We start from the raw sequence: 22,054 nt of genomic DNA, 5'->3' as shown, positions 1-22,054 counted from the left end.
GTCACGGACGACGGCCCACAGGTTGGCGGGGGACCGTCAGCGGTCCTGGTTCACCTTGGACAGCGCCTTGGCGAGCCCGTTGGCCCACAGCTGGTTGACGCGGGAGCGCTCGGCGGCGTTCGGGTAGCGGTTGGTGCAGGAGGTGCCGGGGCCGCCACCGGACATCAGCTCGCTGCACGGGCCGCTGTAGTGGTCGGGCAGGCCCAGCACGTGACCGGTCTCGTGCGCGGTGACCCGGACCGAGTCGTACTGCTGGTTCTGCGCGTAGTCGAGGAAGACGTAGCCCCGGCCGTGGCCGTCGGTGGAGGCGAACGAGCCGCGCGAGTCGTTGCCCTCGCGGTAGGAGAAGTTGCCGGTGCCGGAGGTCGAGGCGAGCCTGACGTTGGAGACCGAGCTGTTCCAGATGGACGTGGAGCTCGATATCTGCGAGCGGAAGCTCGGCGCCGCCGAGGGGTTGTACGTGACGGTGACCGACCGCAGGCCCGGGTTGGCGGCCTGCTTCTCGGCGACCGACTTCATGACCGCGTCGAAGAACGCGTTGTTGTTCGCCGCCTCCTTCGCCGAGCCGGTGTAGCCGGCGTGGCCGGCGTGGGCGGCGACGGGGGCAGCCTGGGCGGCGGCCGGGGTGGCGGCGCCGAACGTGGCGGCGGCCACGCCGAGACCGAGGGCGGCGAACACTCTGGTGGTCTTCGCGGGCATGCTGGAGGACGACATGTGGGGTGCTCCTGTTTTCGATGCGTGTGGGGGTGGCCAGTCGTTCGGGTGGGGGTGGACGACCGGCTGTCTCCGAAGTCTTGGATAGATCAACAGCCCCCGGCTAATGGCAAGTTGCGATAGCACCGGGCTATCACCGCCAACTCGTGGCGGTGCGCGGCGATTTCTGCGTCTGGCGTGAGCATGCCGAGCCGCCCTAGGCTCCCGTCATGGAGCTAGAGGTGAGGCACTTCCGGGTTCTGTGCGCCATCGCCGATGCGGGCAGCCTGCATCAGGCGGCGCGTGAACTCGGCCTGGCTCAGCCCTCGTTGAGCACCCAGCTGGCCCGCATCGAACAGGCGCTGGGCGGCCGGCTCTTCAGCCGCGGCCACACCGGCTGCCGTCCGACCCCGCTGGGCCGCCTGGTGCTGAGCCGGGCCCGCCCGCTGGTCGGGGAACTCGCCGCGCTCGTCACCGACGCCCGCGCGGCCGCCGCCCGCGCCTCGGCCGGGCCCCGGCTGCGGATCGGCGCCACCGCGAGCCGCGCTCTGCCCGGCTGGCTGCGCCGGCTGCGCTCACGCGTGCCCGCGGCCGACCCCTCGCTCCAGATGGACGCGTCCGCGAACGCGCTGCTGCGGCTGGTCGCCGAGGGGGCGCTCGACCTGGCCTTCGTGCACGAGGTGGAGGGCAGCCCGCTGCGGGTGCCGGAGGGGCTGCGCGTACGGGTGCTGGTGGAGCGGGAGCCGCAGTTCGTCTCGCTGGCCGCGGACCATCCGGCGGCGGCCCGGCCCGAGGTGCGGCTCACCGAGCTGGCCGAGGACCGGTGGATGGTCGACTCCACGGTGGACGGCGAGTGGGACGCGATCTGCCGGGTGCTGCGCGAGGCGGGGATCGAGCCGGACATGCTGCACGGCGACTACCTCACCGCCTACTCGCTGGCCGCCACCGGCGAGGTGGTCACGGTCAGCCAGCCCACCGCGCACCCCCGGTCCGATCTCGCCATCCGCCCGCTGCACGGCGACCCGATCGGGGTCCGGCTGCTGGTCGCGGCGCGCACCGAGACCGATCTCGACCGGGGCTTCCCGGAACTGGCCGACGCCTACTGGGAGGTGGCCCACCAGGCACCGGCGTACCGGGACTGGCTTGAGCGCGCCCCCGGACCGGGGCCGGCGCCCCTGTTCTGCGCCATGAGCCGGACCCTGCCGCGCCGGGCACGCCTGCCCGGTCAGGTCCCGGACCCGAACGTCCGCGTGGTGTAGGCGCATTCGGTGTACACGTAGCCCGCCCGCAGCCGCGCGGTGTCGGAGGCGGGCGTACCCGCGCCGATGCCGCCCGGCTGGTGCACGAAGTACGTGGTCCCGACCGGCAGTTGGATGGTGCGCCGGGGGTAGTCCCGCCCGCTGTCGGAGCACGGCTTGAAGCCGCGCGTGATGGTCGCGCCCAGGGAGTACGCGGTGCAGCCGCCGCACGCCTTGAGGGTGAAGCTGCCGGTGACCGGACCGGTGTAGAGGACGGTGATGTCGCGGGGGCTGTCGTTCTTCACCGTGACGGAGATGCTGCCCCCGGAGGCGGTCGTGGGCAGGGTCTTCCCGGCGTCCGGGAGGGTCTGGGCGACCTCGGCGCCGATGGCGATCTTCTTGGCCCGCTCCCGCTTCGCACCGCTCCGGGTGTCCGAGACATAGCTCCGCATGCTCCCCCGCGCCCCGGCGAAGTCGCCGTCCTCGAACTGGTCGACCCCGCACTCGTAGGCTCCCGCGTCCCCCGCGCGGCCGGCGCGGGCGGCGGCCGCGGTGAGGGAGGCTACGGCGTCACCGGGCGCGGAGGCGAGGTCGGTGAGCCGGGTGCCGAGGGCGCGCAGCCGGTCCACGGCGGCGCAGGGCGCGGCCCCGCTCACACCCCGCTGGGCGGTGCGGACGGCCGTGTCGACGGCGGGCACCACCTTGGCGGCGGCGGCCGACCCGGGGAAGGTGGCGAGCAGGTCGCGGAAGTGGCCGGTCCATGCCTCCCCGCCGTCGCTGAGATCGGCCGCGCCGCACTCGTAGAGCGAGGTGGCGAGCCGGTCGTCGGGCCAGTGGGCGAGCGGGCCGAGCCGGTCGGCCGGGATGGTGCGCGGCACCGTGCGCAGGAACTGGAGGGGTTCGACGGCCAGGCAGTACTCCCGGCGGCCGTACGCGGCGCCGACGGTGGAGTAGTAGGCGCGCAGCCGGGCGGGGACGCGGTCGGCGGCGCGCGAGCCGGGGTGGTCGACCGCGAGGTCGCGGTAGACGGCGAGGGCGGCGCGGTAGTCGGAGCGGGACGCTGCGAAGGTCCCCCGGCCCGCCGCCGCCACCAGGTCGTCGGCCTTCTCCAGCCGGTCGAGCAGCGCCTGCTGCCCGGCCTCCTCGCGGGCGCCGTCGTACCAGAGCGCGCCGCCCACCGGTACGGCGAGCAGCACCAGGCCCAGCAGCAGAGCGAGAGGTGCGCGGGCGGCCAGTGGGGTGCGCAGTCCCGACCGGGCGCCGTGGGCGGCGGCCAGCAGCAGGAAGACGCCGTAGCCGGCGGGTACCACGGTGGGCACGCCGCCGGCGTCGGCGGGCAGCGCGACGAAGAGGAGGACGGCGGTGGCCGCCAGGCACAGGACCAGCGGGCCCCATCTACGGAGCAGGGCGTAGCCGAGGCCGAGTCCGCTCAGGTTGAGCAGGGCCACGGCGGCCGCGCGCAGCGGGTCCGCGGACCCGGGCGGCGGCCCGTGCGGCATCGGCGGAACGGTGAAGTGCTGGTCCGGGCCGTACGGCGCTTCCGGCATGTCGGCTCCCCCTGTCAACCGCCCCGCGCTACGGATGAGTCTACGGCCCGTGTCGGGACCGCGACAGAGGGTGTGCGCGCGGCACGACGCGCGGGCGCGCGCGCCCGGTTCACGTGAGACTGGGTGTCGGACGACCGATCGGCGGGCCGGGAGGCGATGGGCGGGTGAACGCCGTCAACCCCACGGACAGCGCGTCCCTGCTGACCGCCTTCGGCGCCCTGGGCGTGCTGGCGGTGACCTTCGCCGAATCCGGGCTGCTGGTCGTCGGCTTCTTCCTGCCGGGCGACACGCTGCTGTTCCCGGCCGGGGTGCTCAGCGCGGTCCAGCACGGCGGTCAGCCGCCCCGGCTGGTGCTGTGGCAGGTGATGCTGTGCGCCGCCGTGGGCACGGTGGCGGGCGCCCAGGTGGGTTTCCTCATCGGGCGGCACGGCGGCCGGGCACTGCTGACCCGCACCTCCAGCCGCCGGGTCAGGGAGGGCGTCGCGCGGGCGGAACGGCTGCTGGCCAGGTACGGGTACCGCAAGGCGCTGGTGATCGGCCGGTTCGTGCCGATGCTGCGCTCCGTGCTGCATCCGGCCGCCGGGGCGCTCGGGGTGCCGGCCGGGACCTTCACGGTCTGGCAGACGGTCGGCGGGGTGCTGTGGTCCCAGAGCCTGGTGCTGATGGGCTGGGCGCTCGGCTCGTCGGTGGACGACGTGGACGACTGTCTGCTGCCGCTGATCGCGGTCGTGGTGGCGCTCTCCCTGGTGCCGCTGCTGGTGGAGGTGGTCCGGTCCCGGCGCGGGCGGGGCGAGGACGGTCGTGACGGCACCGGCGACACCGGCGGCACCGACGACTGAGCCCTCCCCCGCGCGTCACCCACGCGGCTCAACCAGGGTCCGCCCAAGGGGCGAGGCAGCGTGAGCGGTGTGACGGTGAGGGAGAACGGTGGAAGACATCGCCCCATTGCACCGGTGGCGAGGAGGCGGCATGGCTGACACGGGAGGCGAGGGCGGCGCATGCGTCGCCACGCCCGGCCGGGACATCCCCGAGGGGCTGTCCGGCGATCCGTTCACCGAGGTGGGCGCGGTCGCGGATGCCGTGCTGTACGAGGGCTATCTGCTCTACCCCTACCGGCGTTCCTCGGCCAAGAACCGGGTCCGCTGGCAGTTCGGGGTGCTGCTGCCCCGTACCTGGGTGGAGGCGGACGGCCCGGTCGCCGAGGGCATCTCCGGTTCGGCGGACTCCTGGTACCAGCGCACCGAGTGCCTGGTACGGGCGGCTCCGGACGCGGTGCTGCGGGTACGGGTGCGGTATCTCCAGCTCCAGCGCAAGCAGGTAGAGGCACTGGGCGAGGACGGCCGGCACCGGCCGGTGGAGTCGCTGCGTGCCGGCGACGGCACGGCGCAGCTGAGCTTCGACGAGGCGGTCCCGTACGAGGTGGACCTCGGGCGGCCGCTGGCGGAGCTGCTGCGCGGCCCGTGCACCGTCGAGGTCTCCGCGCCGCCCGCCGTGGCCACCGAGGAACTGGGCGCCGGACGGGTGGTGCGCCGCCGCGAGCGGGTGGAGGCGCGCACCACGGTCGCGGCCGAGGAACTGGGGGACGGTCTGTACCGGCTGTGCGTTCGCACCGAGAACGCGGGCGAGGCGCGGGACGCCCGTGCCCCGCGCGCCGAGGCGCTGCGGCAGGCGCTGCTCGCCGCGCACACCCTGATCGGCGGCGACGGGCTGGAGTTCGTCTCGCAGACCGACCCGCCCGCCGCGCTGCGGGAGCGGGCGCGCGGCTGCCGCAGCGCCTTCACCTTCCCCGTGCTGGGCGGTCCGGCCGGGGCGAGCGAGGACGGCGCCACCGGCCCCGTGCTGCTGTCGGCGCCGATCATCCTGCCGGACCACCCGCAGGTGGCGCCGGAGAGTCCGGGCGATCTGCACGACGCGGCGGAGATCGACGAGATCCTGACGCTGCGCACGATGCTGCTGACCGACGAGGAGAAGGCGGAGGCGCGTGCGACCGATCCGCGCGCCGCCCGCATCCTCGACCGGGTCGACACGATGCCGCCCGAGGTCTTCGCCGGCCTGCACGGCGCGATCCGGTCCCTGACCCCGGTCGGGGCGGCCCCCGAGGCGCGGCCGGCCTGGTGGCAGGAGGGCGGCGACGCGGGGCTGTCCCCGACGACGGACACCGTGCCGGTGGTCGGCGTCCACCTCGGCACCGGCAGCAAGGTACGGCTGAACCCGCGGCTGCGCGGGGCGGACGCCCAGGACATGTTCCTGGTGGGCCGCACCGCCGAGGTCGCCGGGGTCTTCCACGACGTGGACGGCAGCGTGCACCTCGCGGTGACCGTCGACGACGACCCGGCGGCGGAACTGCACGGCTGGTACGGCCGCTTCCACTACTTCAAGCCCGAAGAACTCGAACCCCTCGGGGACGGCGCCGAGCCGCGACCCTGAGCCCCGCCGGACCCGAGCCCCGGACGCCCCGACGGCGACACCGACTCACCCGCGGCCGACCGACCGCAGCGAAGGCAGGCGACATGACGACCGAGAGCCACACCACCGCGGCCCGCGAGGGCGTCGAGCGATCCGAGGAGCACGAGGGGATGGACGAGATCACCATCCTCTGGATCTCGGAGGGGATGAGCTGCGACGGCGACACCGTCTCCCTGACGGCGGCCACGCAGCCCTCCGTCGAGGACGTGGTCCTCGGCCTGATCCCCGGACTGCCCAAGGTCAACCTGGTCAACAAGGTGCTGTCGCCGAGCATGGGCGGGGAGGACTTCCTCACCCCCTACCGGCAGGCGGCGCGCGGCGAGCTGGAGACCCCGTTCATCCTGGTCATCGAGGGCTCGGTGCCCAACCAGGACATCATCGAGGGCGACGGCTTCTGGACGTCGTTCGGCAACGACCCCGAGACGGGGCAGCCGCAGACCATCAACTGGTGGATCGACCAGCTCGCCCCGAAGGCGTGGGCGGTGGTCGCGGCCGGCACCTGCGCGACCTACGGCGGCATCCACGGCATGGCCGGCAACCCGACCGGCTCCATGGGCCTCGGTGACTACCTGGGCTGGGACTACCGGTCGACGGCCGGGCTGCCCATCGTCAACGTGCCCGGCTGCCCGATCCAGCCCGAGAACTTCATGGAGACCCTGATCTGGGTGCTCCAGCACGCCGCCGGTTCCGCGCCGCCGCCCCCGCTGGACCACATGCTGCGGCCGCAGTGGCTGTTCGGCAAGACCGTCCACGAGGGCTGCGACCGGGGCTCGTACTACGAGCAGGCGGACTTCGGGCTCGACTACAACTCGCCCAAGTGCATGGTGAAGACCGGCTGCTGGGGACCGGTGGTCAACTGCAACGTGCCCAAGCGCGGTTGGATGGCCGGCATCGGCGGCTGCCCGAACGTCGGCGGCATCTGCATCGGGTGCACGATGCCCGGCTTCCCGGACGCGTTCATGCCGTTCATGGACGAACCGCCCGGCGGCACCCTGTCCTCGATGGTCATCAAGCCGTACGGCGCCATCATCCGCCGACTGCGCGGCGTGACCAACGAGATGGTCGACCACGAGCCCAAGTGGCGGCACCGCAGGAGCAAGCTCACCAGCGGCTACGACCCGTACTGGCGTCCCTGACGCCGGGCCGGCCGCGATCCGCACCCACCCCCCACCCGCACCACCCCGACAGCGAGGGGCAGTACCGCAGATGACGACCACCGAATCCCGGCCCACGGGACGCAAGCCCGCCCAGCTCGTGGACATGTCGTGGGATCCGGTCACCCGGATCATCGGCAACCTGGGCATCTACACGAAGATCGACTTCGCCAACCGGGAGGTGTCGGAGTGCCACAGCACCTCGTCGCTGTTCCGCGGCTACTCGGTCTTCATGAAGGGCAAGGACCCGCGTGACGCGGGCTTCATCACCTCGCGCATCTGCGGCATCTGCGGGGACAACCACACCACGTGCTCCAACTACGCCCAGCAGATGGCGTACGGCATCAAACCCCCGCCGATGGCCGAGCACATCACCAACCTCGGCGAGGCCGCCGAGTACATGTTCGACCACACGATCTACCAGGACAACCTGCTGTTCGTGGACTACTGCGAGGCGATGGTCAAGGCCACCAACCCCGGTGTCCTGGCCCGCGCCGAGCGCACCGAAGCCCCGCGCGGCGACATCCACGGCTACCGGACCATCGCCGACGTCATGCGGTCGTACAACCCCTTCGAGGGCGAGGTCTACAAGGAGGCGCTGAAGATCAGCCGCGTCACCCGGGAGATGTTCTGTCTCATGGAGGGCCGCCATGTGCACCCCTCGACGCTGTATCCGGGCGGTGTCGGCACCATGCCGCAGCCCGGCGTCTTCACCGACTACCTCAGCCGGCTGATGCACATCATCGACTTCGTCAAGAAGTCGGTGGCGTTGGCCGACGACATCTTCGACTTCTTCTACGAGGCCCTGCCGGGCTACGAGGAGGTAGGCAGGCGCCGCATCCTGCTGGGCTGCTGGGGCGCCTGGCAGGACCCGGCCGTCGCCGACTACCGCTACGCCACCATGAACGAGTGGGGCAAGGCGATGTACGTGACGCCAGGGATCGTCGTCGACGGGAAGCTGGTCACCAACAACCTGGTCGACATCAACCTGGGCATCCGCATCATGCTCGGCAGCTCCTTCTACGACGACTGGGTCAACGAGCAGCCCTTCGTCACGCACGACCCGCTGGGCAACCCGGTCGACATGCGCCACCCGTGGAACCAGACGACCGTCCCGGTGCCGCAGAAGCGCGAGTTCGACGGGAACTACAGCTGGGTGATGAGCCCGCGCTGGCACCACAAGGACACCGGCGAGCACCTCGCGCTGGACACCGGCGGCGGCCCGCTGGCCCGGCTGTGGTCGACCGCGCTGAGCGGCCTGGTCGACACCCGGTACGTCTCCTCGGGCAACGGCAGCGTCCGCATCCAGCTCCCCAAGGGCGAGTCGCTGCCGGAGACCACGCTGGAGTGGCGCGTCCCGCAGTGGAGCAACACGATCGAACGCGGCCGCGCCCGGCCGTACTTCGTCGCCTACGCGGCGGCGATGGCGCTGCAGTTCCTGGAGGAGTCCATGGACCTGCTGCGGGCTGGCGAGACCAAGGTGTTCCAGGACTTCGAGGTCCCGGACGAGGCGATCGGCTGCGGCTTCCACGAGGCCGTGCGCGGGGTCCTCTCGCACCACCTGGTGATCAAGGACAAGAAGATCGCCAACTACCACCCGTACCCGCCGACCCCGTGGAACGCGAGTCCCCGCGACATCTACGGCACCCCCGGCCCGTACGAGGACGCGGTCCAGGGACAGCCGATCTTCGAGGAGAACGGGCCGGACGACTTCAAGGGCGTCGACATCATGCGCACCGTGCGCAGCTTCGACCCCTGTCTGCCCTGTGGTGTCCACATGTACATGGGCAAGGGCAAGACGCTGGACGTGGTGCACTCCCCCACCTACGGCGCGAACCATGGCTGACGGCGCCCGGCTCGCCGACCCCGCGGTGGAGGCACGGCTCACCCGGCTGGACGAGCTGCTGGAGCGGCTGGAGCGGCTGGAGTCCGGCGGCGAGTCGGCCGAGGCGCTGGAGTCGGTGGCCCTGCTGACCGAGGTGTACGGGGAGGCACTGGCCCGGCTGCTCGACGGGGCGGACGCCGCCCTGCTGGAGCGGGTGGCCGGTGACGAGCTGCTGTCCCATCTGCTGGTGCTGCACTCCCTGCACCCCGAGTCGCCGGAACGGCGGGCCGAGCGCGCGGTGGAGCGGCTGCGGCCTGCGGTGCGCGAGCGCGGCGGGGACCTCCACTGGCTGGGCGTCGAGGGCGAGGTGGCCCGGGTCCGGGTCGACTCGGGCGGTGGTGGCTGCGGGTCGGGGTGCGGCGGGGGTGGCGGGGACGTCACCGAGGTGGTGCGGGCGGCCGTACTGGCCGCCGCGCCGGAGCTGCGGGCGGTGGAGGCGGTCACCGCCGAGCGGGCGAGGCCGCCCGCGTTCGTGCCGCTCGCCACGCTGACCACGCGCCGGGCGGAGCATCGGCAGGAGGCGCGGTGAGCGGGGCGCTGGCGCGGCTGATCCGTACCGGTCCGGCCCTGGCCGGCGCCGGACGGCCGGAGGTGTGCGAGCTGTGTGCCGCGCCGGTTGCCGAGGAGCATCCGCATCTGTTCGAGCCGGCGGCCGACGAGGTCCGCTGTGTCTGCGGTCCCTGTTCGGTGCTGTTCTCCGAGCAGGGGGCGGGCGGCGGCCGGTACCGGCCGGTGCCCCGGCGCCGGGTGCGGCTCGCGCCGGTCGACACGGCGGCGCTGGGCGTGCCGGTGGGGCTGGTGTTCTTCGTCCCGCGCGCCGACGGCACGGTGACCGCGCAGGGGCCGAGCCCGGCCGGGGCCATGCGGTGGGAGGTGGACTCCGGCGCCTGGCACGGCCTGGCCGCCACGTGTCCGCAGCTCGCCTCCGTGGTACCCGAGGTGGAGGCCCTGCTGATCAACACGGTGCGCGGCCAGGAGGAGCACTGGATCGTACCGATCGACGACTGCTTCCGGATGGTCGCCCTGGTCCGCACCGAGTGGCAGGGGCTGTCCGGCGGGGGCCGGGTGTGGCCGGTCGTCGAGCGGTTCTTCGCGGAGCTCACCGAGCGTTCGTGAAGCCGAGAGCGTTCGTGAAGCCGAGAGAGGAGACGTTCATGGGCAGGATCAGAGTGGGCCGTCCCCAGGTGAAGGCGGACACGCCGACACACGTGCCGGGCCTGCACGAGGGCAATCAGGGCCCCTACCAGGAGCAGACCGGGCACCACGAGGACGGCACCGCCGACGCGAGCCGCTCCACGGGTGTCCGCAGCAAGCGGCATGACGCCATCCTCGACGTCATGCCGAACATTCCGCCGGCCTGAAAGGACAGGAAGTGAGCGCCATGAAGGTCGAGAGAGCCGTGCGGGAGACCGAGCGGACCGTGTGGACGGGGCGGCGCGTACTCGTCGCCCAGGCCGCCGTGCTGGCCGGTCTGACGGTGCTGCTGCTGGTGAAGGAGGTCCCCGGGATGCTCCGGGAGATCAAGATCTACCGGATGACCGGCGGCCTGCGCACGGCCCGCCGGCACCCGTGAGACAGCGGTGCACGAGCTGTCGATCGCTACCGCGATCGTGGAGCAGGCCGGGGAGATCGCCCGCGCGGACGGCGCCGGGGACGTCTCCTCGGTGACCGTGCGGGTCGGTGAGCTGGCGGGTGTGGTGCCGGACGCGCTGCGCTTCGCCTTCGAGGTGGCCCGGGACGGCACCCCGCTCGCCTCGGCCGATCTGGTGGTGGAGCAGGTGACGGCGGTGGCCTGGTGCGGCGGGTGCGCGGAGGAGTTCGCGGTGGGCATGCCCCCGTTCTTCTGGTGCCCGGCCTGTGACCAGCCCTCGCAGGATCTGCGCGGCGGCAGGGAGTTGGAGATCACGGCCGTGGAGTCGGTGCCCTGATCCCCGTACGCGTCAACCGGTCCCGTCCTTCGCGGGCGGGGCCGGTTCGCGTGCGTGCCGGTCAGCAGATGCGGGGGAGCTGTTCCCCCAGCGGCAGATCCAGCACCCGGGTGCCGCCGAGCGCGGTGGCGACGGTGACCATGCCGGGGTGCTCGGCCACGCACTCCCCGATCGGCGCGGCCCCGGCGCCCTCGGGGTGGGCGCGCATCGCGGCGAGCACGGCGTCGGCGTGCTCGCGGGGTACGAAGGCGACGAGCCTGCCCTCGTTGGCGACGTAGAGCGGGTCCAGGCCGAGGAAGCCGCAGGCGTTGGCGACCTCGTCCGGCACGGGTACGGCCCGCTCGGTGATCCTGACCCCGGTGCCGGAGGCGCGGGCGATCTCGTTCAGGGAGGCGCCGAGCCCGCCCCGGGTGGGGTCGCGCAGTACGTGGAGGTCCTTGGTGACGGCGAGCATGGCCGCCACGAGCCCGGCGAGCGGCGCGGTGTCGGACTCGATCTCGACGCCGAACTCCAGCCCTTCGCGCACGCTCATCACCGCGACACCGTGCAGCCCGATCGGCCCGCTGACGATGACGGCGTCGCCGGGCCGCGCCCGCTGGGGACGGATGTCGACGCCGTCGGGTACGAGGCCGACGCCGGCGGTGGTGACGTAGACGCCGTCGCCGTGGCCGGACTCGACCACTTTGGTGTCGCCGGTGGCTACGGTGACGTCCGCGGCGCGGGCGGCGGCGCCCAGGGCGCGGGCGATCCGGTCCACGACCGCCAGTTCGACGCCCTCCTCCAGTACGAACGCCGTGGACAGGTAGGCGGGCCGCGCGCCGCTCATCGCCAGGTCGTTCACCGTGCCGTTGACGGCGAGATCGCCCAGGCAGCCGCCGGGGAAGAACAGCGGGCGCACCACGTAGGAGTCGGTGGAGAACGCCAGCCGGGCGCCGCCGAGTTCGAGTACGGCGGAGTCGGCGAGCCCGGCCAGGGTGGGGTTGCCGTAGGCGGGGGCGAAGACCTGGTCGATCAGCTCGGCGGAGAGGGCGCCGCCGCCGCCGTGACCCATGACGACCACGCCCTGGTCGCGCAGGGGGGCGGGGCAGGTCCAGTCGGCGGGGTCGGTCGCGGGGGCCTCGGTGAGGTCAGCCAACGGGGTTCATCTCCTCTCGCGGGATGCGCGGTCCGCGTGGCGCGGGACCGCCTTCCACGCGGCGGTACAGGTAGTAGGCGGCGCAGGCGCCCTCGCTGGAGACCATGGTGGCGCCGAGCGGGGTGCGCGGGGTGCATGCGGTGCCGAACGCCTCGCACTCGGTGGGCCTGATCAGGCCCTGGAGCACCTCACCGGCCCGGCAGACGGCGGGTTCCTCGGTGCGGATGCCGGTGACGTCGAAGCGGTGCTCGGCGTCGTAGGCGCGGTACGCCTCCGCGAGGCGCCAGCCGCTGGCCGGGATGGGTCCGATGCCGCGCCAGTTGCGGTCGGTGACCTCGAAGACGTCCTCGAGCATGCGCAGGGCGGCCGGGTTGCCCTCCTCGCGGACGGCACGGGGGTAGGCGTTCTCCACCCGGTGCTCGCCGCGCTCCAGCTGGTGGACGGCGCGGCGGATGCCCTCCAGGATGTCGAGCGGTTCGAACCCGGTGACCACCATCGGGACCCGGTGCCGTTCGGCGAGCTCGGGGTACTCGGCGGTGCCCATCACGCTGCACACGTGCCCGGCGGCGAGGAAGCCCTGCACCCGGCATTCGGGGGCGGTCATGATGGCCTCGATCGCCGGGGGCACCCGGACATGGCTGACCAGCAGGCTGAAGTTGGTGAGGCCGAGCCGGCGGGCCTGGTGGACGGCCATGGCGTTGGCGGGGGCGGTGGTCTCGAAGCCGATGGCGAAGAACACCACCTGCTTCTCCGGGTGCTTGCGTGCCAGTTCCAGCGCGTCGAGCGGGGAGTACACCACGCGTACGTCGCCGCCCTCGCCCTTGACCCGGAACAGGTCGCGGTCGGTGCCGGGCACCCGCAGCATGTCGCCGAAGGAGCAGAAGATCACGCCGGGGCGGGCGGCCACGGCGAGGGCCTTGTCGATGACGTCGAGCGGGGTGACACACACCGGACAGCCGGGGCCGTGGATCAGCTCGACCTCATCGGGCAGGAGTTGGTCGATGCCGTGCCGGATGATGGAGTGGGTCTGGCCGCCGCACACCTCCATCAGGGCCCAGGGCCGGGTGACGGTGGCGCGGATCTCGTCCAGCAGGCGGCGGGCCAGCGCGGGGTCGTTGAACTCGTCGATGTACCTCACCGGCTCTCACTCCCGCTTCCCTGCCGCTCGGCCTGCTCCCAGGCGTCCCCGAACTCCTCCTCCAGCAGCCCCAGTTGCTCGAACAGCTCCAGCGAGGCGCGGGCCGACTCCTCGTCGAGCCGCTGCAGGGCGAAGCCGACGTGCACGATGACGTACTCCCCCACCTTCACGTCGGGCAGGTACTCCAGGCACGCCTGCTTCCGCACGCCGCCGAAGTCGACGAGCCCGGTGAGCGGGTCGGCGCCGTCGTCGATGGCGACGACCTTGCCGGGCACTGCAAGACACATGGGTCACTCCGTCTCGTCTGGGGTGCGCTGATGGCCGGGCCGGCGGATCAGCGGGGTCGGGCCGGCCCGGTCGCGTGGGCCGCGACCATGAGCTGTCCGAGCGCCAGTCCGCCGTCGTTGGGCGGCACCCGGCAGTGCCGCAGGACGGTGAAGCCGTCGGCGGTGAGCCGGGCGGTGCTGTCCTCCTCCAGCAGGGCGTTGGCGAAGACTCCGCCGGTCAGGGCCACGGTGGTCAGGCCGGTTGCCTCGCGGGCACGCCGGCACAGCTCGGTGACGGCGCCCGCGACGCCCCGGTGGAAGCGGGCGGCGAGCACGGGCGCGGGCACGCCACGGCGCCGGTCGGCGAGGAGGGCGCGCAGCATCGGGGCGGGGTCGGCCCGCGGTCCGGGGGCGAGGCCGAAGGGGTACTCGACGCTGTCCGCGTCCCGCGCCCGCAGGGCCAGCGCCTCCAGGGCGAGCGCCGCCTCGGCCTCGTGGCCCGCGCGGTGGCAGGCACCGGTGAGGGAGGACACGGCGTCGAAGAGGCGCCCCATGCTGCTGGTCGGCACGCAGGCGACCTGCCGCTCCAACTGGCGTCGCAGCACAGTGAGTTCCGTCTCGGTGCAGGCGGCGACGCTGGGCAGGTCGGGGGTCCAGTCGACTCCGGCCGCCCAGAGCCGGGCCAGTGCCTGCCGGCAGGGGTTGGCGACGCCCGTGTCCCCGCCGGGCAGCGGGGCGGGGACGAGGTGGGCGAAGCGCCGGTACCCGGTGTAGTCGGCGAGCAGGATCTCGCCGCCCCATACGGTGCCGTCGTCGCCGTAGCCGGTGCCGTCGAAGGCGACGCCGATGACGGGGGTGGTGCCGTCGAGGCCGTGTTCGGCCATGGCGGAGGTGATGTGGGCGTGGTGGTGCCGCACCAGAGCCGGTTCCGGCAGGCCGGACTCGGTGGCGCGGCGGCGGGCGTGGGCGGCCGAGTGGTAGCCGGGATGCCGGTCGGCGGCGATCAGACGCGGGGCGACGCCGGTCAGGGCGGTGAGGTGGGTCTCGGCCCGGCGGGCGGCGTCCAGGGCGGCGAGGTCGCCCATGTCCCCGATGTGCGGCCCGAACCACGCCTGGTCGCCCTCGCCGAGGCAGAGCGCGTTCTTCAGGTCGCCGCCGACCGCGAGGGCGGGCCTCACCGGCACCGGGAGGGTCAGTGGACGCGGGACGTATCCCCTTGAGCGGCGCAGGAGTTGGGCGGTGCCGTCGGGGCGTACCCGGAGCAGGGAGTCGTCGCAGGGGGCGGCGACGGCGCGGTCGTGGGTGAGCCAGGCGTCGGCCAGTCCGGCGAGCCTGATCAGTGCCTCGGCGTCGTCGGTGACGATCGGCTCGCCGGAGCGGTTGCCGCTGGTCATGACGAGCGCGCGGGGTCCCGGGGGATCGCCGGGCAGGCCGAACAGCAGGGTGTGCACGGGGGTGTAGGGCAGCAGGACGCCGAGGTGCGGACTGCCGGGCGCGATGTCGCCGGCCAGGCGGGGGCCGTCGCCGGCGGTGCGGGCGCGCAGCAGGACGATGGGGCGTTCGGGGCCGGTGAGGAAGGCCCGTTCGGCCGCTGATACATGGGCGACGCGTTCGGCGGTGGTCAGGTCGGCGCACATCACCGCGAACGCCTTGCCGCCGCGTTCCTTGCGGGCGCGCAGGGTGGCGACGGCACGGGGGTTCGTGGCGTCGCAGGCGAGGTGGTAGCCGCCGAGACCCTTGACGGCGACGATCCGGCCCTGGGCGAGCAGGGCCCGCGCGGCGGTGAGGGCTTCGGCGTCGCGGGCCGGCCGGACTCCGGTGCCCTCGGCGGGGACGAGGCTCAGGCGGGGGCCGCAGTCGGGGCAGGCGACGGGCTGGGCGTGGAAGCGCCGGTCGAGCGGGTCGCCGTACTCGCGGGCGCAGGCGGGGCACAGCGGGAAGCGGGCCATGGTGGTGGCCGCGCGGTCGTAGGGCATCGCGGTGGAGATGGTGAAGCGGGGACCGCAGTGGGTGCAGGTGACGAAGGGGTGCCGGTGGCGGCGGTCGGCCGGGGCGGCGAGTTCGCGCAGGCAGTCGGCGCAGGTGGCGGTGTCGGGCGGCAACTGGGTACGGCCGGCGGTGTGTCCGGTGGCCCGGATGATGAACGCGTCGTCGGTGCCGGCGGCGGGGAGATCCTCGTGACCGATGCCGGTGACGGAGGCGAGCGGGGGCGGGCGTTCTGCCAGCTCCGCGCAGAACAGCCGCACTTCGGCGAGGGGGCCCTCGACCTCGATGAGGACGCCGTCGGCGGTGTTGCCGACGAAGCCGGTGAGGGCGTGCTCCGCGGCGAGCCGGTGCACATGGGGCCGGAAGCCGACCCCCTGCACCGTGCCCCGCACGGTGAGGCGGCGGCGCACCCGGCCCGTCGCGGGGGCGGTCACGCGAGGGGGGTGGCGGCCGGGTGGTGGTGGTCGTGGCCGTGGCCGCTGTCGTCGTGGCCGCTGTCGTCGTGGGAGTGCCCGCCGTGGTCGTGGCTGTGCGGGCCGGGGGCCAGTGGCGGGCGGTGGGCGGGGGGCGCGTGCCGGACGGCGAGGGCGCGCTCCAGCAGGGCGTCGACGCCGTCCCCGCTGCGGGCGCAGGTCCGTACGGTCTCGACGCCGGGGTTGACCCGCTGCACGTTGGCCCGGAAGGCGGCCTCGTCGAAGCGGGCCGCCTCGGCGAGGTCGGTCTTGGTGATGGCGACCAGGTGGGCGGAGCCGAACGCGGTGGGGTACTTCAGGGGCTTGTCCTCGCCCTCGGTGACGGCCATCAGCGAGATCCTGAGGGTCTCGCCGAGGTCGTAGGAGGCGGGACAGACGAGGTTGCCGACGTTCTCCACGAACAGCACCTCGGTGTCGGCGGGGAGCCAGCCGTCGAGGCGGTCGCGGACCTGGCCGGCCTCCAGGTGGCACAGGCCGTCGGTGAGGAGCTGCTGGACGGGGGCGCCGGAGCGGGCGAGGCGCTGGGCGTCGTTCTCGGTGGCCAGGTCGGCGGTGAGCGCGGCCACGGGGACGCCGCGCTGCACGGCGCGGGCCAGGACGCGGCCGAGGAGCTCGGTCTTGCCGCTGCCGGGGCTGGACAGCAGGTTGACCACCGTGACGCCCCGTTCGGCGAGGTCCGCACGGAGGCGGGCGGCGAGGTCGTCGTTCTTGGCCAGGACGGCCTGCTTGACGTCGGACCGGCACATGGGCACAGCTCCTCGGGAAGATCGGGCTGGGCCCCGGGCCGTGCCGGGCACGGCCCAGGGGTCTCACCGATCTTCGGCTCCGCCGCCCGCGTGGCCGGGCAGCGCAGCCGCGTACGGGGGCCCGGATTCCATCGGGCGGCCCAACGGGGGCCACGGTGCGGCCGGATCCGCCAGCAGCACGGGGATCAGGGTGTGCAGCGCGTCGACCGCCCGTGCGACGGCCGCGCGCACCGGGTCGCTGAGGCCGGGGGCGATGTCCTCGTCCGGGCCGGGTAGCACGGCGGGCTCGCAGGCCAGGACGAGGACCCGGGGCAGGGGTTCGTCGCCGAGGTGGGTGGCGAGGGCGAGCACCTTCTCCGGGTCCATGCCGTGGGCCTCGGGCACGACGGTGCCGTCCGGTGGTGCGGCCTCGACCAGGGAGAGGGTGCCGGGGCGCTGCCCGCGCGGGGCGGCGTCGACGAGTACGGCGGTGGCGCAGCCGCCGAGCAGGGCGTAGGCGAGGTCCATGCCCCGGATGCCGAAGTCCCGTACATGGGCGCCGGGCGGGAGGGGGCGCGCTTCGAGGGCGCGGATCACCTCGGGGCCGAAGGCGTCGTCGCCGAGGAAGATGTTGCCGACTCCGGCCACCAGCAGGGGTTCAGGGGCGGTCATCGGCCGACTCCGGGGTGCAGGGGGCGGGTGCTGGTGGCGGGGACCTTGCGGACGAAGGCAGCGCGCAGGGCGTGGTAGGGCGCGGTGGGGTCGGAGAAGATGGCGTGCATCCGGGCGAGTTCGTCGCGCCGGTGGTCGGCGAGGGGGCGCAGGGACTCGTCGGCCTGGCGGGCGGCGGACTTGGCGGCGATCCGGTCGGCCAGGCCGGGGGCGGCGGCGACTTCGGCGGCCATGGCCTCGACGGTGCCCGCGAACTCCCCGGGCGCGGCGGGGACGAGACGGTCCACCAGGCCGAGCCGTACCCCTCGGGCGGCGCTGACGGGGAGGGCCTCGGTGGTGAGGCGGCGCGCGGTCTCGGGGCCGGTGCGGCGGGGCAGGGAGTACGTCCAGAACTCGGAGCCGAACAGGCCCATGCGCCGGTAGTGCGGGTTGAGGACGGAGCCGGTGCGGCACCACACCTCGTCGGCGGCGAGGGCGAGCATGGCGCCGCCGGCGGCCGCGTTGCCGGCGAGCGCGGCGATCACCAGCCGGTCGGTGGTGCGCAGCACGGCCTCGACCAGGTCGTCCATGGCTTCGAGGTTGCGCCAGGACTCCTCGCCGGGGTCGGGGGCGCCCTCGATGACGTTGAGATGGATGCCGTTGGAGAAGAAGTCGCGGGCGCCGCCCAGGACGAGGACGGAGGTGGGGCGGGCGAGTGCGTACCGGTAGGCGGCGAGGAGTCTGCGGCACTGGCCGGTGCTCATCGCGCCGCCGGGGAAGGAGAAGGTGACGAAGCCTGCGGCGCCGCGCTCCCGGTAGCGGATGTCGGCGTAGGTGCTGCGGCCTTCGGGGAGGTCGAGCGGGGCCGGGATCTCCGGCAGCGCGGGGGTGTGCGGGGCGCTCCAGGAGGCGAGGACGGTGGCGGCGGGGCGCCGGAAGGGTGCCGGGTCGCCGGAGTTCCTGCGGGGGCGCAGCTCGGGAATCCATACGGCGCCGTCGCGGGTGGCGCGGCAGACGGCTCCGGCGCGGGTGGCGAGGAGGTCGCCGGGGCGGCCGCGCAGCTGGTCCTCGGGGTGTCCGCCGTGCAGGAACACCTCGCGGCCGTGGAGTTCGTCCAGCACGCCCGGCTGGGAGTCGGCGCCGCGCAGCCCGCGCAGGACGGTCCCGGTGTCGTCGTGCTCCCAGTCGATGCGGCGCCGGTCCTGGCGGAAGTAGCCGCGCCACCTCACGTCGGGCCGGTCGGCGGTCTGCGGGCGGGGTTTGTGGTCGCCGTCGGCGTACCGGCGTACCGCCCGGTGCAGGGCGGTCATGGCGGCGTCGGCGGCCTCGTTGCGGTACAGGTCGCTCTTGCCGGTGGCCGGTACGGGGAAGGGCTCGTCGGCCCAGACCGCGCCCGCGTCCATGGCCGCCTCGGCCTGGAGGACGGTGACGCCCCACCGGGTGACCTCCCCGGCGACGGCCCAGTCCAGTGAGGAGGGGCCCCGGTCGCCGGGCGGGCCGGGGTGCACGACGAGGCAGGTGTGCTCCCGCCACACGTCCTCCGGGAGCGCCGTCTTCAGCATGGGCGCGATGATCAGCTCGGGGCGGAGTTCGCGGACGGCGGCGCGGACGGGGTCGGGACCGTGCGTGGCGAGTACGACGTCCACCCGGTGGCCCGCGTCCGAGAGTTCGGCGTAGGCGCGCTGGGTGAGGCTGTTGAACGCGCTGGCGACCAGCAAAATGTCCATGAGACCGTATATTCGTCCATGTTCCGGACGTCATGTAGGACCATCGGAACGTTTCCTCACCCCTACTTGACTGCTTCTGCTCATAGCCGGGCATTCCGGCCTGTTTGACCCGAACAAATGTTCGGTCATCGGTCTGGAGTTCGGATGCGGCAGTGAGCGCTCCCCCGCCTGCCGCCCGCTCGGCCCGCAGGGGGAACTGGCTGCCGACGGCAGGAGTAGGCCGAGCGGCCCACCGGGCGTAACCCAGTGTCCCGTTTGCCCGTAGCGTCGTCGTAGGTGATCGTCGGTCGGCTCGGCGGACGCGGAGGCGAGGCGGGGCGCGTGGCGGCTGGTGAGGGGCGGCGGACGGGACGGCAGCGTTCCGGACCGGCCGCGCGGGGTTCGGTGCCGGGCAGCCGTCCGGCGTACACCGTGCGGCTGCCCTCGGTGACCCGGTCCATCCCGCGTACCTCGGTGGCCGAGCTGACCGTGGGCTGGCTGCGGGTGGCCGCGGCCTACGCGTGGCGGCTCATCCTCGTCGGGATCGTCGTCTGGGGCATCTTCGGTGTGCTGGGCCGCTTCCAGCTCATCGCCGTCGCCCTGTTCCTGGCGCTGGTCGTGACCTCGGTGCTGCGGCCGCTCGTGGATGTGCTGGACCGGTTCATGCCCCGGCCGCTCGGCGTGGCCGTCGCGCTCCTCGGCAGCATCCTGCTGATCCTGGGGCTGCTCGCGCTGGTGGGCAACTCCGTGGCAAGCGAGTCGACGCGGCTGAGCGGGGAGTTCCGGGGCGGGGTGCACCGGATCGAGGAGTGGCTGCGGCAGCCGCCGTTCCGGCTGAGCCCGGGGCGGCTGGCGGCACTCCAGCAGGAGGTGACGGACTATCTCTCCCGGCACCGGGCCAGCCTGTTCAGCAGCGCGGTCTCCGGGCTCGGCCGGCTGGTGGAGGTGATCACGGGCGGGGCGCTGGCGCTGTTCGCCTCGGTGTTCTTCATCCACTCCGGTGAGAAGCTGTGGGGCTGGGTGAGCCTGCGGCTGCTGCCGCGCGGGGCGCGCCCCAGGTGGGACCGCGCCGGGCGCGCGGCCTGGCGGACCTTCGCCGGGTACACCCGGGGGATCATCATCATCGCCGCGACGAACGCGGTCCTCGTCGGCATCGCGCTGTTCGTGCTGCGGGTGCCGCTGGCGCTGCCGCTGACCCTGCTGGAGTTCTTCGCCGCGTTCGTGCCGCTGGTGGGTTCGCCGGTGGCGCTCGGGGTGGCGACGGTCGTGGCGCTGGCGGGGCGCGGTCCGCTGACGGCCGGCGCCGTGCTGGTGCTGATCGTGGTCATCGGCCAGTTGGAGGGGCATGTGCTGCATCCGCTGGTGATGAGCTGGGCGGTGCGGCTGCATCCGCTGGTCGTCGCGGTGTCCGTGATCGCGGGGAGCATCGTGGCCGGGGTGATCGGGGCCGTGGTGGCGGTGCCGTTGGTGTCGGTGGTGTGGGCGGTGCTGAGCGCCCTGCGGGCGTCTCCGCCGAACCCGTCCCCGTCCCCGCCCTAGCCGAGCAGGACGCCGGCCTCCACGGCGTGCACGGCGTGCACGGCGTGCACGGCGGCGAGGGGTGCCGCGTCGCCGGCACCGGCGGTCAGTGCGAGGAGGAACTCACCGTGGGCCCCTGCGACCGCCGTGAGTTCCACACGTGCGGTGCCGCCGTCGTGCGGGACGTCCAGGGCGACGGTGTGCGCGGGACGGCCGCCGAGTTCGGTGCGGCGGGAGTCGGTGAGGGTGGGCGGCGCGTCGGGGAAGAAGAACTCGGCGTCGGAGCGGGCCGCGCCCTCGGCCGCCCGGCGCAGTTCGTCGCCCGGCCAGGACAGTGCGGCTCCTCCGCACACGGCGCTCACGCCGAGCGCCACGAGCGCCACCTACAGCCACGCGTGTCCGTGCCCGTGTCCGTGCCCGTGTCGGGGTGACGGGGTGTCCGGTGATGGCGTTGTGATGCCTCCAGCCTGCCCGCCAGGGCGCAGTACGCCTGAGTGCGGGTACTGGGATACCGCCGCCATGGGAGGCGGCGGGGACAGGGGGCCGTGCCTGACGGGGCGCGGGCCGGCCGGGTGGGCCGGGTTCCGCGCACACCACCCCGGCGGTGCGTCAGCCCTTGGCGAGGGCGCGCAGCCTGGTGAGGGAGCCGTTGAACCTGTCGTGGTCGCCCACGGTCGTGCCGGTCGAGGTGTATTGCCACATGGTCTGGAAGGACCAGCCGGCCGGCAGCGTTCCGGGGGTGGAGGCGTAGCGGGCGATCCACAGGGGGTGGGAGCTGAAGCCGGAGTAGTCGCCGGTGCAGTCCTTCCACCAGTTGGTGGCCGTGTAGATGACGGCGGAGCGGCCGGTGCGGGCCTTGTAGCGGTTCAGGAAGTCCTTGATCCAGCTGACCATGCCGCTCTTGGACTTGCCGTAGCAGGAGGCCCCGTAGGGGTTCCACTCGATGTCCAGGACACCGGGCAGGGTCTTGCCGTCCTTGGACCAGTCGCCGCCGTGGTCGACGAAGTAGTCGGCCTGGGCCTTGCCGCCGGTGGTGTCGGGGGTGGCGAAATGGTACGAACCCCGGAGCATGCCCGTGCCGAAGGGGCCGTCGTACTGCTGGGTGAAGTGGGGGTTCTTGTAGTACGTCCCTTCGGTGGCCTTGGTGTAGGCAAACCGGGCGCCCGCACCCCACAGGGCGGGCCAGGCGACGTCGCCCTGGTGGCTGGAGACGTCCACGCCCTCGGTCTGGGTCACCCGGGGGGCGGCTGACCGGACGCCGGCCAGGGAGGCGCCCTCGTCGTGGGCGCGTACGCCCACGCCCATGTAGGCGCTGCCGCGCAGGGCGGTCGGCCCACCGGATTCGGGCACGGCGGCGGGGGGCGACAGGAAGAGGAGGAGGCCGGTCAGGACGCCGGTGAGACACAGGCGTGAGCTGCGGCCACTGGGGAGGAGTATGTCGCTTCGCACGTCCTCCATCTGACCCGTCATCGCCCCGGCCCGCACGCCGGGTACCGCCGGGCGAAGGCGCCTGCTGGGCCATGTGGGTGGCCCGGCCGGGAGGGG

At 73.6% G+C, this 22,054-nt stretch carries 22 protein-coding genes; 11 read left to right on the top strand and 11 right to left on the bottom strand.

The window, feature by feature from the left end:
- Nucleotides 1–36 precede the first annotated feature (36 nt).
- Nucleotides 37–714: a snapalysin gene (snpA, locus tag ACFWN1_RS20270; protein WP_384363751.1), complete on the bottom strand. Its 678-nt coding sequence runs from the start codon at nt 712–714 to the stop codon at nt 37–39.
- A 209-nt stretch (nt 715–923) separates the two neighbouring features.
- Between snpA and ACFWN1_RS20265 the strand changes: the two genes are divergently transcribed.
- The gene (locus ACFWN1_RS20265) at nt 924–1,952 is read left to right on the top strand and encodes a LysR substrate-binding domain-containing protein (RefSeq protein ID WP_384363749.1); all 1,029 of its coding nucleotides are present in this window, start codon (nt 924–926) and stop codon (nt 1,950–1,952) included.
- On the opposite strand, the gene ACFWN1_RS20260 is transcribed toward ACFWN1_RS20265, so the two are convergent.
- Complete coding sequence (locus ACFWN1_RS20260; RefSeq protein ID WP_384363748.1) at nt 1,919–3,478, bottom strand: hypothetical protein; 1,560 nt, start codon at nt 3,476–3,478, stop codon at nt 1,919–1,921. The two genes, ACFWN1_RS20265 and ACFWN1_RS20260, sit on opposite strands and share 34 nt — an antisense overlap.
- 164 nt (nt 3,479–3,642) lie before the next feature.
- Between ACFWN1_RS20260 and ACFWN1_RS20255 the strand changes: the two genes are divergently transcribed.
- The 9 genes from ACFWN1_RS20255 to hypA all read left to right on the top strand — a co-directional run bounded on the left by ACFWN1_RS20255 (nt 3,643) and on the right by hypA (nt 10,911).
- A complete protein-coding gene (locus ACFWN1_RS20255; RefSeq protein ID WP_384363746.1) occupies nt 3,643–4,317 on the top strand; it encodes a DedA family protein in 675 nt (224 codons plus the stop codon).
- A gap of 130 nt (nt 4,318–4,447) precedes the next feature.
- Nucleotides 4,448–5,905 (top strand): hypothetical protein, encoded by a 1,458-nt coding sequence (locus ACFWN1_RS20250; protein ID WP_384363744.1) that lies wholly within the window; start codon nt 4,448–4,450, stop codon nt 5,903–5,905.
- A gap of 83 nt (nt 5,906–5,988) precedes the next feature.
- Nucleotides 5,989–7,080: a hydrogenase expression protein HypE gene (locus ACFWN1_RS20245; RefSeq protein WP_384363742.1), complete on the top strand. Its 1,092-nt coding sequence runs from the start codon at nt 5,989–5,991 to the stop codon at nt 7,078–7,080.
- Nucleotides 7,081–7,150: 70 nt separating this feature from the next.
- Nucleotides 7,151–8,944, top strand: coding sequence for a nickel-dependent hydrogenase large subunit (locus ACFWN1_RS20240; protein WP_384363740.1), 1,794 nt, complete (start codon nt 7,151–7,153; stop codon nt 8,942–8,944).
- Nucleotides 8,937–9,512 carry a NifU family protein gene (locus ACFWN1_RS20235; RefSeq protein ID WP_384363739.1) on the top strand — a complete coding sequence of 192 codons (576 nt, stop codon included), beginning with the start codon at nt 8,937–8,939 and terminating at the stop codon, nt 9,510–9,512. The genes ACFWN1_RS20240 and ACFWN1_RS20235 overlap by 8 nt, the downstream gene beginning before the upstream one ends.
- A complete protein-coding gene (locus ACFWN1_RS20230) occupies nt 9,509–10,099 on the top strand; it encodes a DUF5947 family protein (protein WP_384363737.1) in 591 nt (196 codons plus the stop codon). Before ACFWN1_RS20235 ends, ACFWN1_RS20230 begins: the two co-directional genes overlap by 4 nt.
- A gap of 38 nt (nt 10,100–10,137) precedes the next feature.
- Nucleotides 10,138–10,344, top strand: coding sequence for a hypothetical protein (locus ACFWN1_RS20225; RefSeq protein WP_384363735.1), 207 nt, complete (start codon nt 10,138–10,140; stop codon nt 10,342–10,344).
- A 20-nt stretch (nt 10,345–10,364) separates the two neighbouring features.
- Entirely contained in the window at nt 10,365–10,556 is a 192-nt protein-coding gene (locus ACFWN1_RS20220) for a hypothetical protein (protein ID WP_384363755.1), read from the top strand.
- Between the two features lie 7 nt (nt 10,557–10,563).
- On the top strand, nt 10,564–10,911 hold the full coding sequence (gene hypA / locus ACFWN1_RS20215; protein WP_384363733.1) for a hydrogenase maturation nickel metallochaperone HypA: 348 nt from the start codon (nt 10,564–10,566) through the stop codon (nt 10,909–10,911).
- Nucleotides 10,912–10,972: 61 nt separating this feature from the next.
- Here hypA and hypE read toward each other — a convergent pair whose 3' ends face one another.
- From hypE to ACFWN1_RS20180, 7 genes are all read right to left on the bottom strand, one after another.
- A complete protein-coding gene (hypE, locus tag ACFWN1_RS20210) occupies nt 10,973–11,962 on the bottom strand; it encodes a hydrogenase expression/formation protein HypE (RefSeq protein WP_384363753.1) in 990 nt (329 codons plus the stop codon).
- 76 nt (nt 11,963–12,038) lie between these two features.
- Nucleotides 12,039–13,184, bottom strand: a complete 1,146-nt coding sequence (gene hypD / locus ACFWN1_RS20205) for a hydrogenase formation protein HypD (protein ID WP_384363731.1) — start codon at nt 13,182–13,184, stop codon at nt 12,039–12,041.
- The gene (locus tag ACFWN1_RS20200; RefSeq protein WP_384363729.1) at nt 13,181–13,471 is read right to left on the bottom strand and encodes a HypC/HybG/HupF family hydrogenase formation chaperone; all 291 of its coding nucleotides are present in this window, start codon (nt 13,469–13,471) and stop codon (nt 13,181–13,183) included. The genes hypD and ACFWN1_RS20200 overlap by 4 nt, the downstream gene beginning before the upstream one ends.
- Nucleotides 13,472–13,518: 47 nt before the next feature.
- Complete coding sequence (hypF, locus tag ACFWN1_RS20195) at nt 13,519–15,870, bottom strand: carbamoyltransferase HypF (protein WP_384363727.1); 2,352 nt, start codon at nt 15,868–15,870, stop codon at nt 13,519–13,521.
- On the bottom strand, nt 15,867–16,655 hold the full coding sequence (gene hypB, locus ACFWN1_RS20190) for a hydrogenase nickel incorporation protein HypB (protein WP_384363725.1): 789 nt from the start codon (nt 16,653–16,655) through the stop codon (nt 15,867–15,869). Before hypB ends, hypF begins: the two co-directional genes overlap by 4 nt.
- A gap of 63 nt (nt 16,656–16,718) precedes the next feature.
- Nucleotides 16,719–17,306, bottom strand: a complete 588-nt coding sequence (locus ACFWN1_RS20185; protein ID WP_384363723.1) for a hydrogenase maturation protease — start codon at nt 17,304–17,306, stop codon at nt 16,719–16,721.
- Nucleotides 17,303–19,012, bottom strand: a complete 1,710-nt coding sequence (locus ACFWN1_RS20180) for an enoyl-CoA hydratase-related protein (RefSeq protein ID WP_384363721.1) — start codon at nt 19,010–19,012, stop codon at nt 17,303–17,305. Before ACFWN1_RS20180 ends, ACFWN1_RS20185 begins: the two co-directional genes overlap by 4 nt.
- Nucleotides 19,013–19,333: 321 nt before the next feature.
- Here ACFWN1_RS20180 and ACFWN1_RS20175 point away from each other — a divergent pair, with 321 nt between their 5' ends.
- Complete coding sequence (locus tag ACFWN1_RS20175) at nt 19,334–20,530, top strand: AI-2E family transporter (protein ID WP_384363719.1); 1,197 nt, start codon at nt 19,334–19,336, stop codon at nt 20,528–20,530.
- Here ACFWN1_RS20175 and ACFWN1_RS20170 read toward each other — a convergent pair.
- Nucleotides 20,527–20,883: a hypothetical protein gene (locus ACFWN1_RS20170; RefSeq protein ID WP_384363717.1), complete on the bottom strand. Its 357-nt coding sequence runs from the start codon at nt 20,881–20,883 to the stop codon at nt 20,527–20,529. The genes ACFWN1_RS20175 and ACFWN1_RS20170 overlap by 4 nt on opposite strands.
- A gap of 235 nt (nt 20,884–21,118) precedes the next feature.
- Nucleotides 21,119–21,967, bottom strand: coding sequence for a lysozyme (locus tag ACFWN1_RS20165; protein WP_384363715.1), 849 nt, complete (start codon nt 21,965–21,967; stop codon nt 21,119–21,121).
- Nucleotides 21,968–22,054 lie beyond the last annotated feature (87 nt).

Source organism: Streptomyces sp. NPDC058459 (genome assembly GCF_042721685.1).
Lineage (GTDB): Bacteria > Actinomycetota > Actinomycetes > Streptomycetales > Streptomycetaceae > Streptomyces.
The sequence above is the reverse complement of the archived record's forward strand: the minus strand, read 5'-3'. Positions and strand labels throughout refer to the sequence as shown.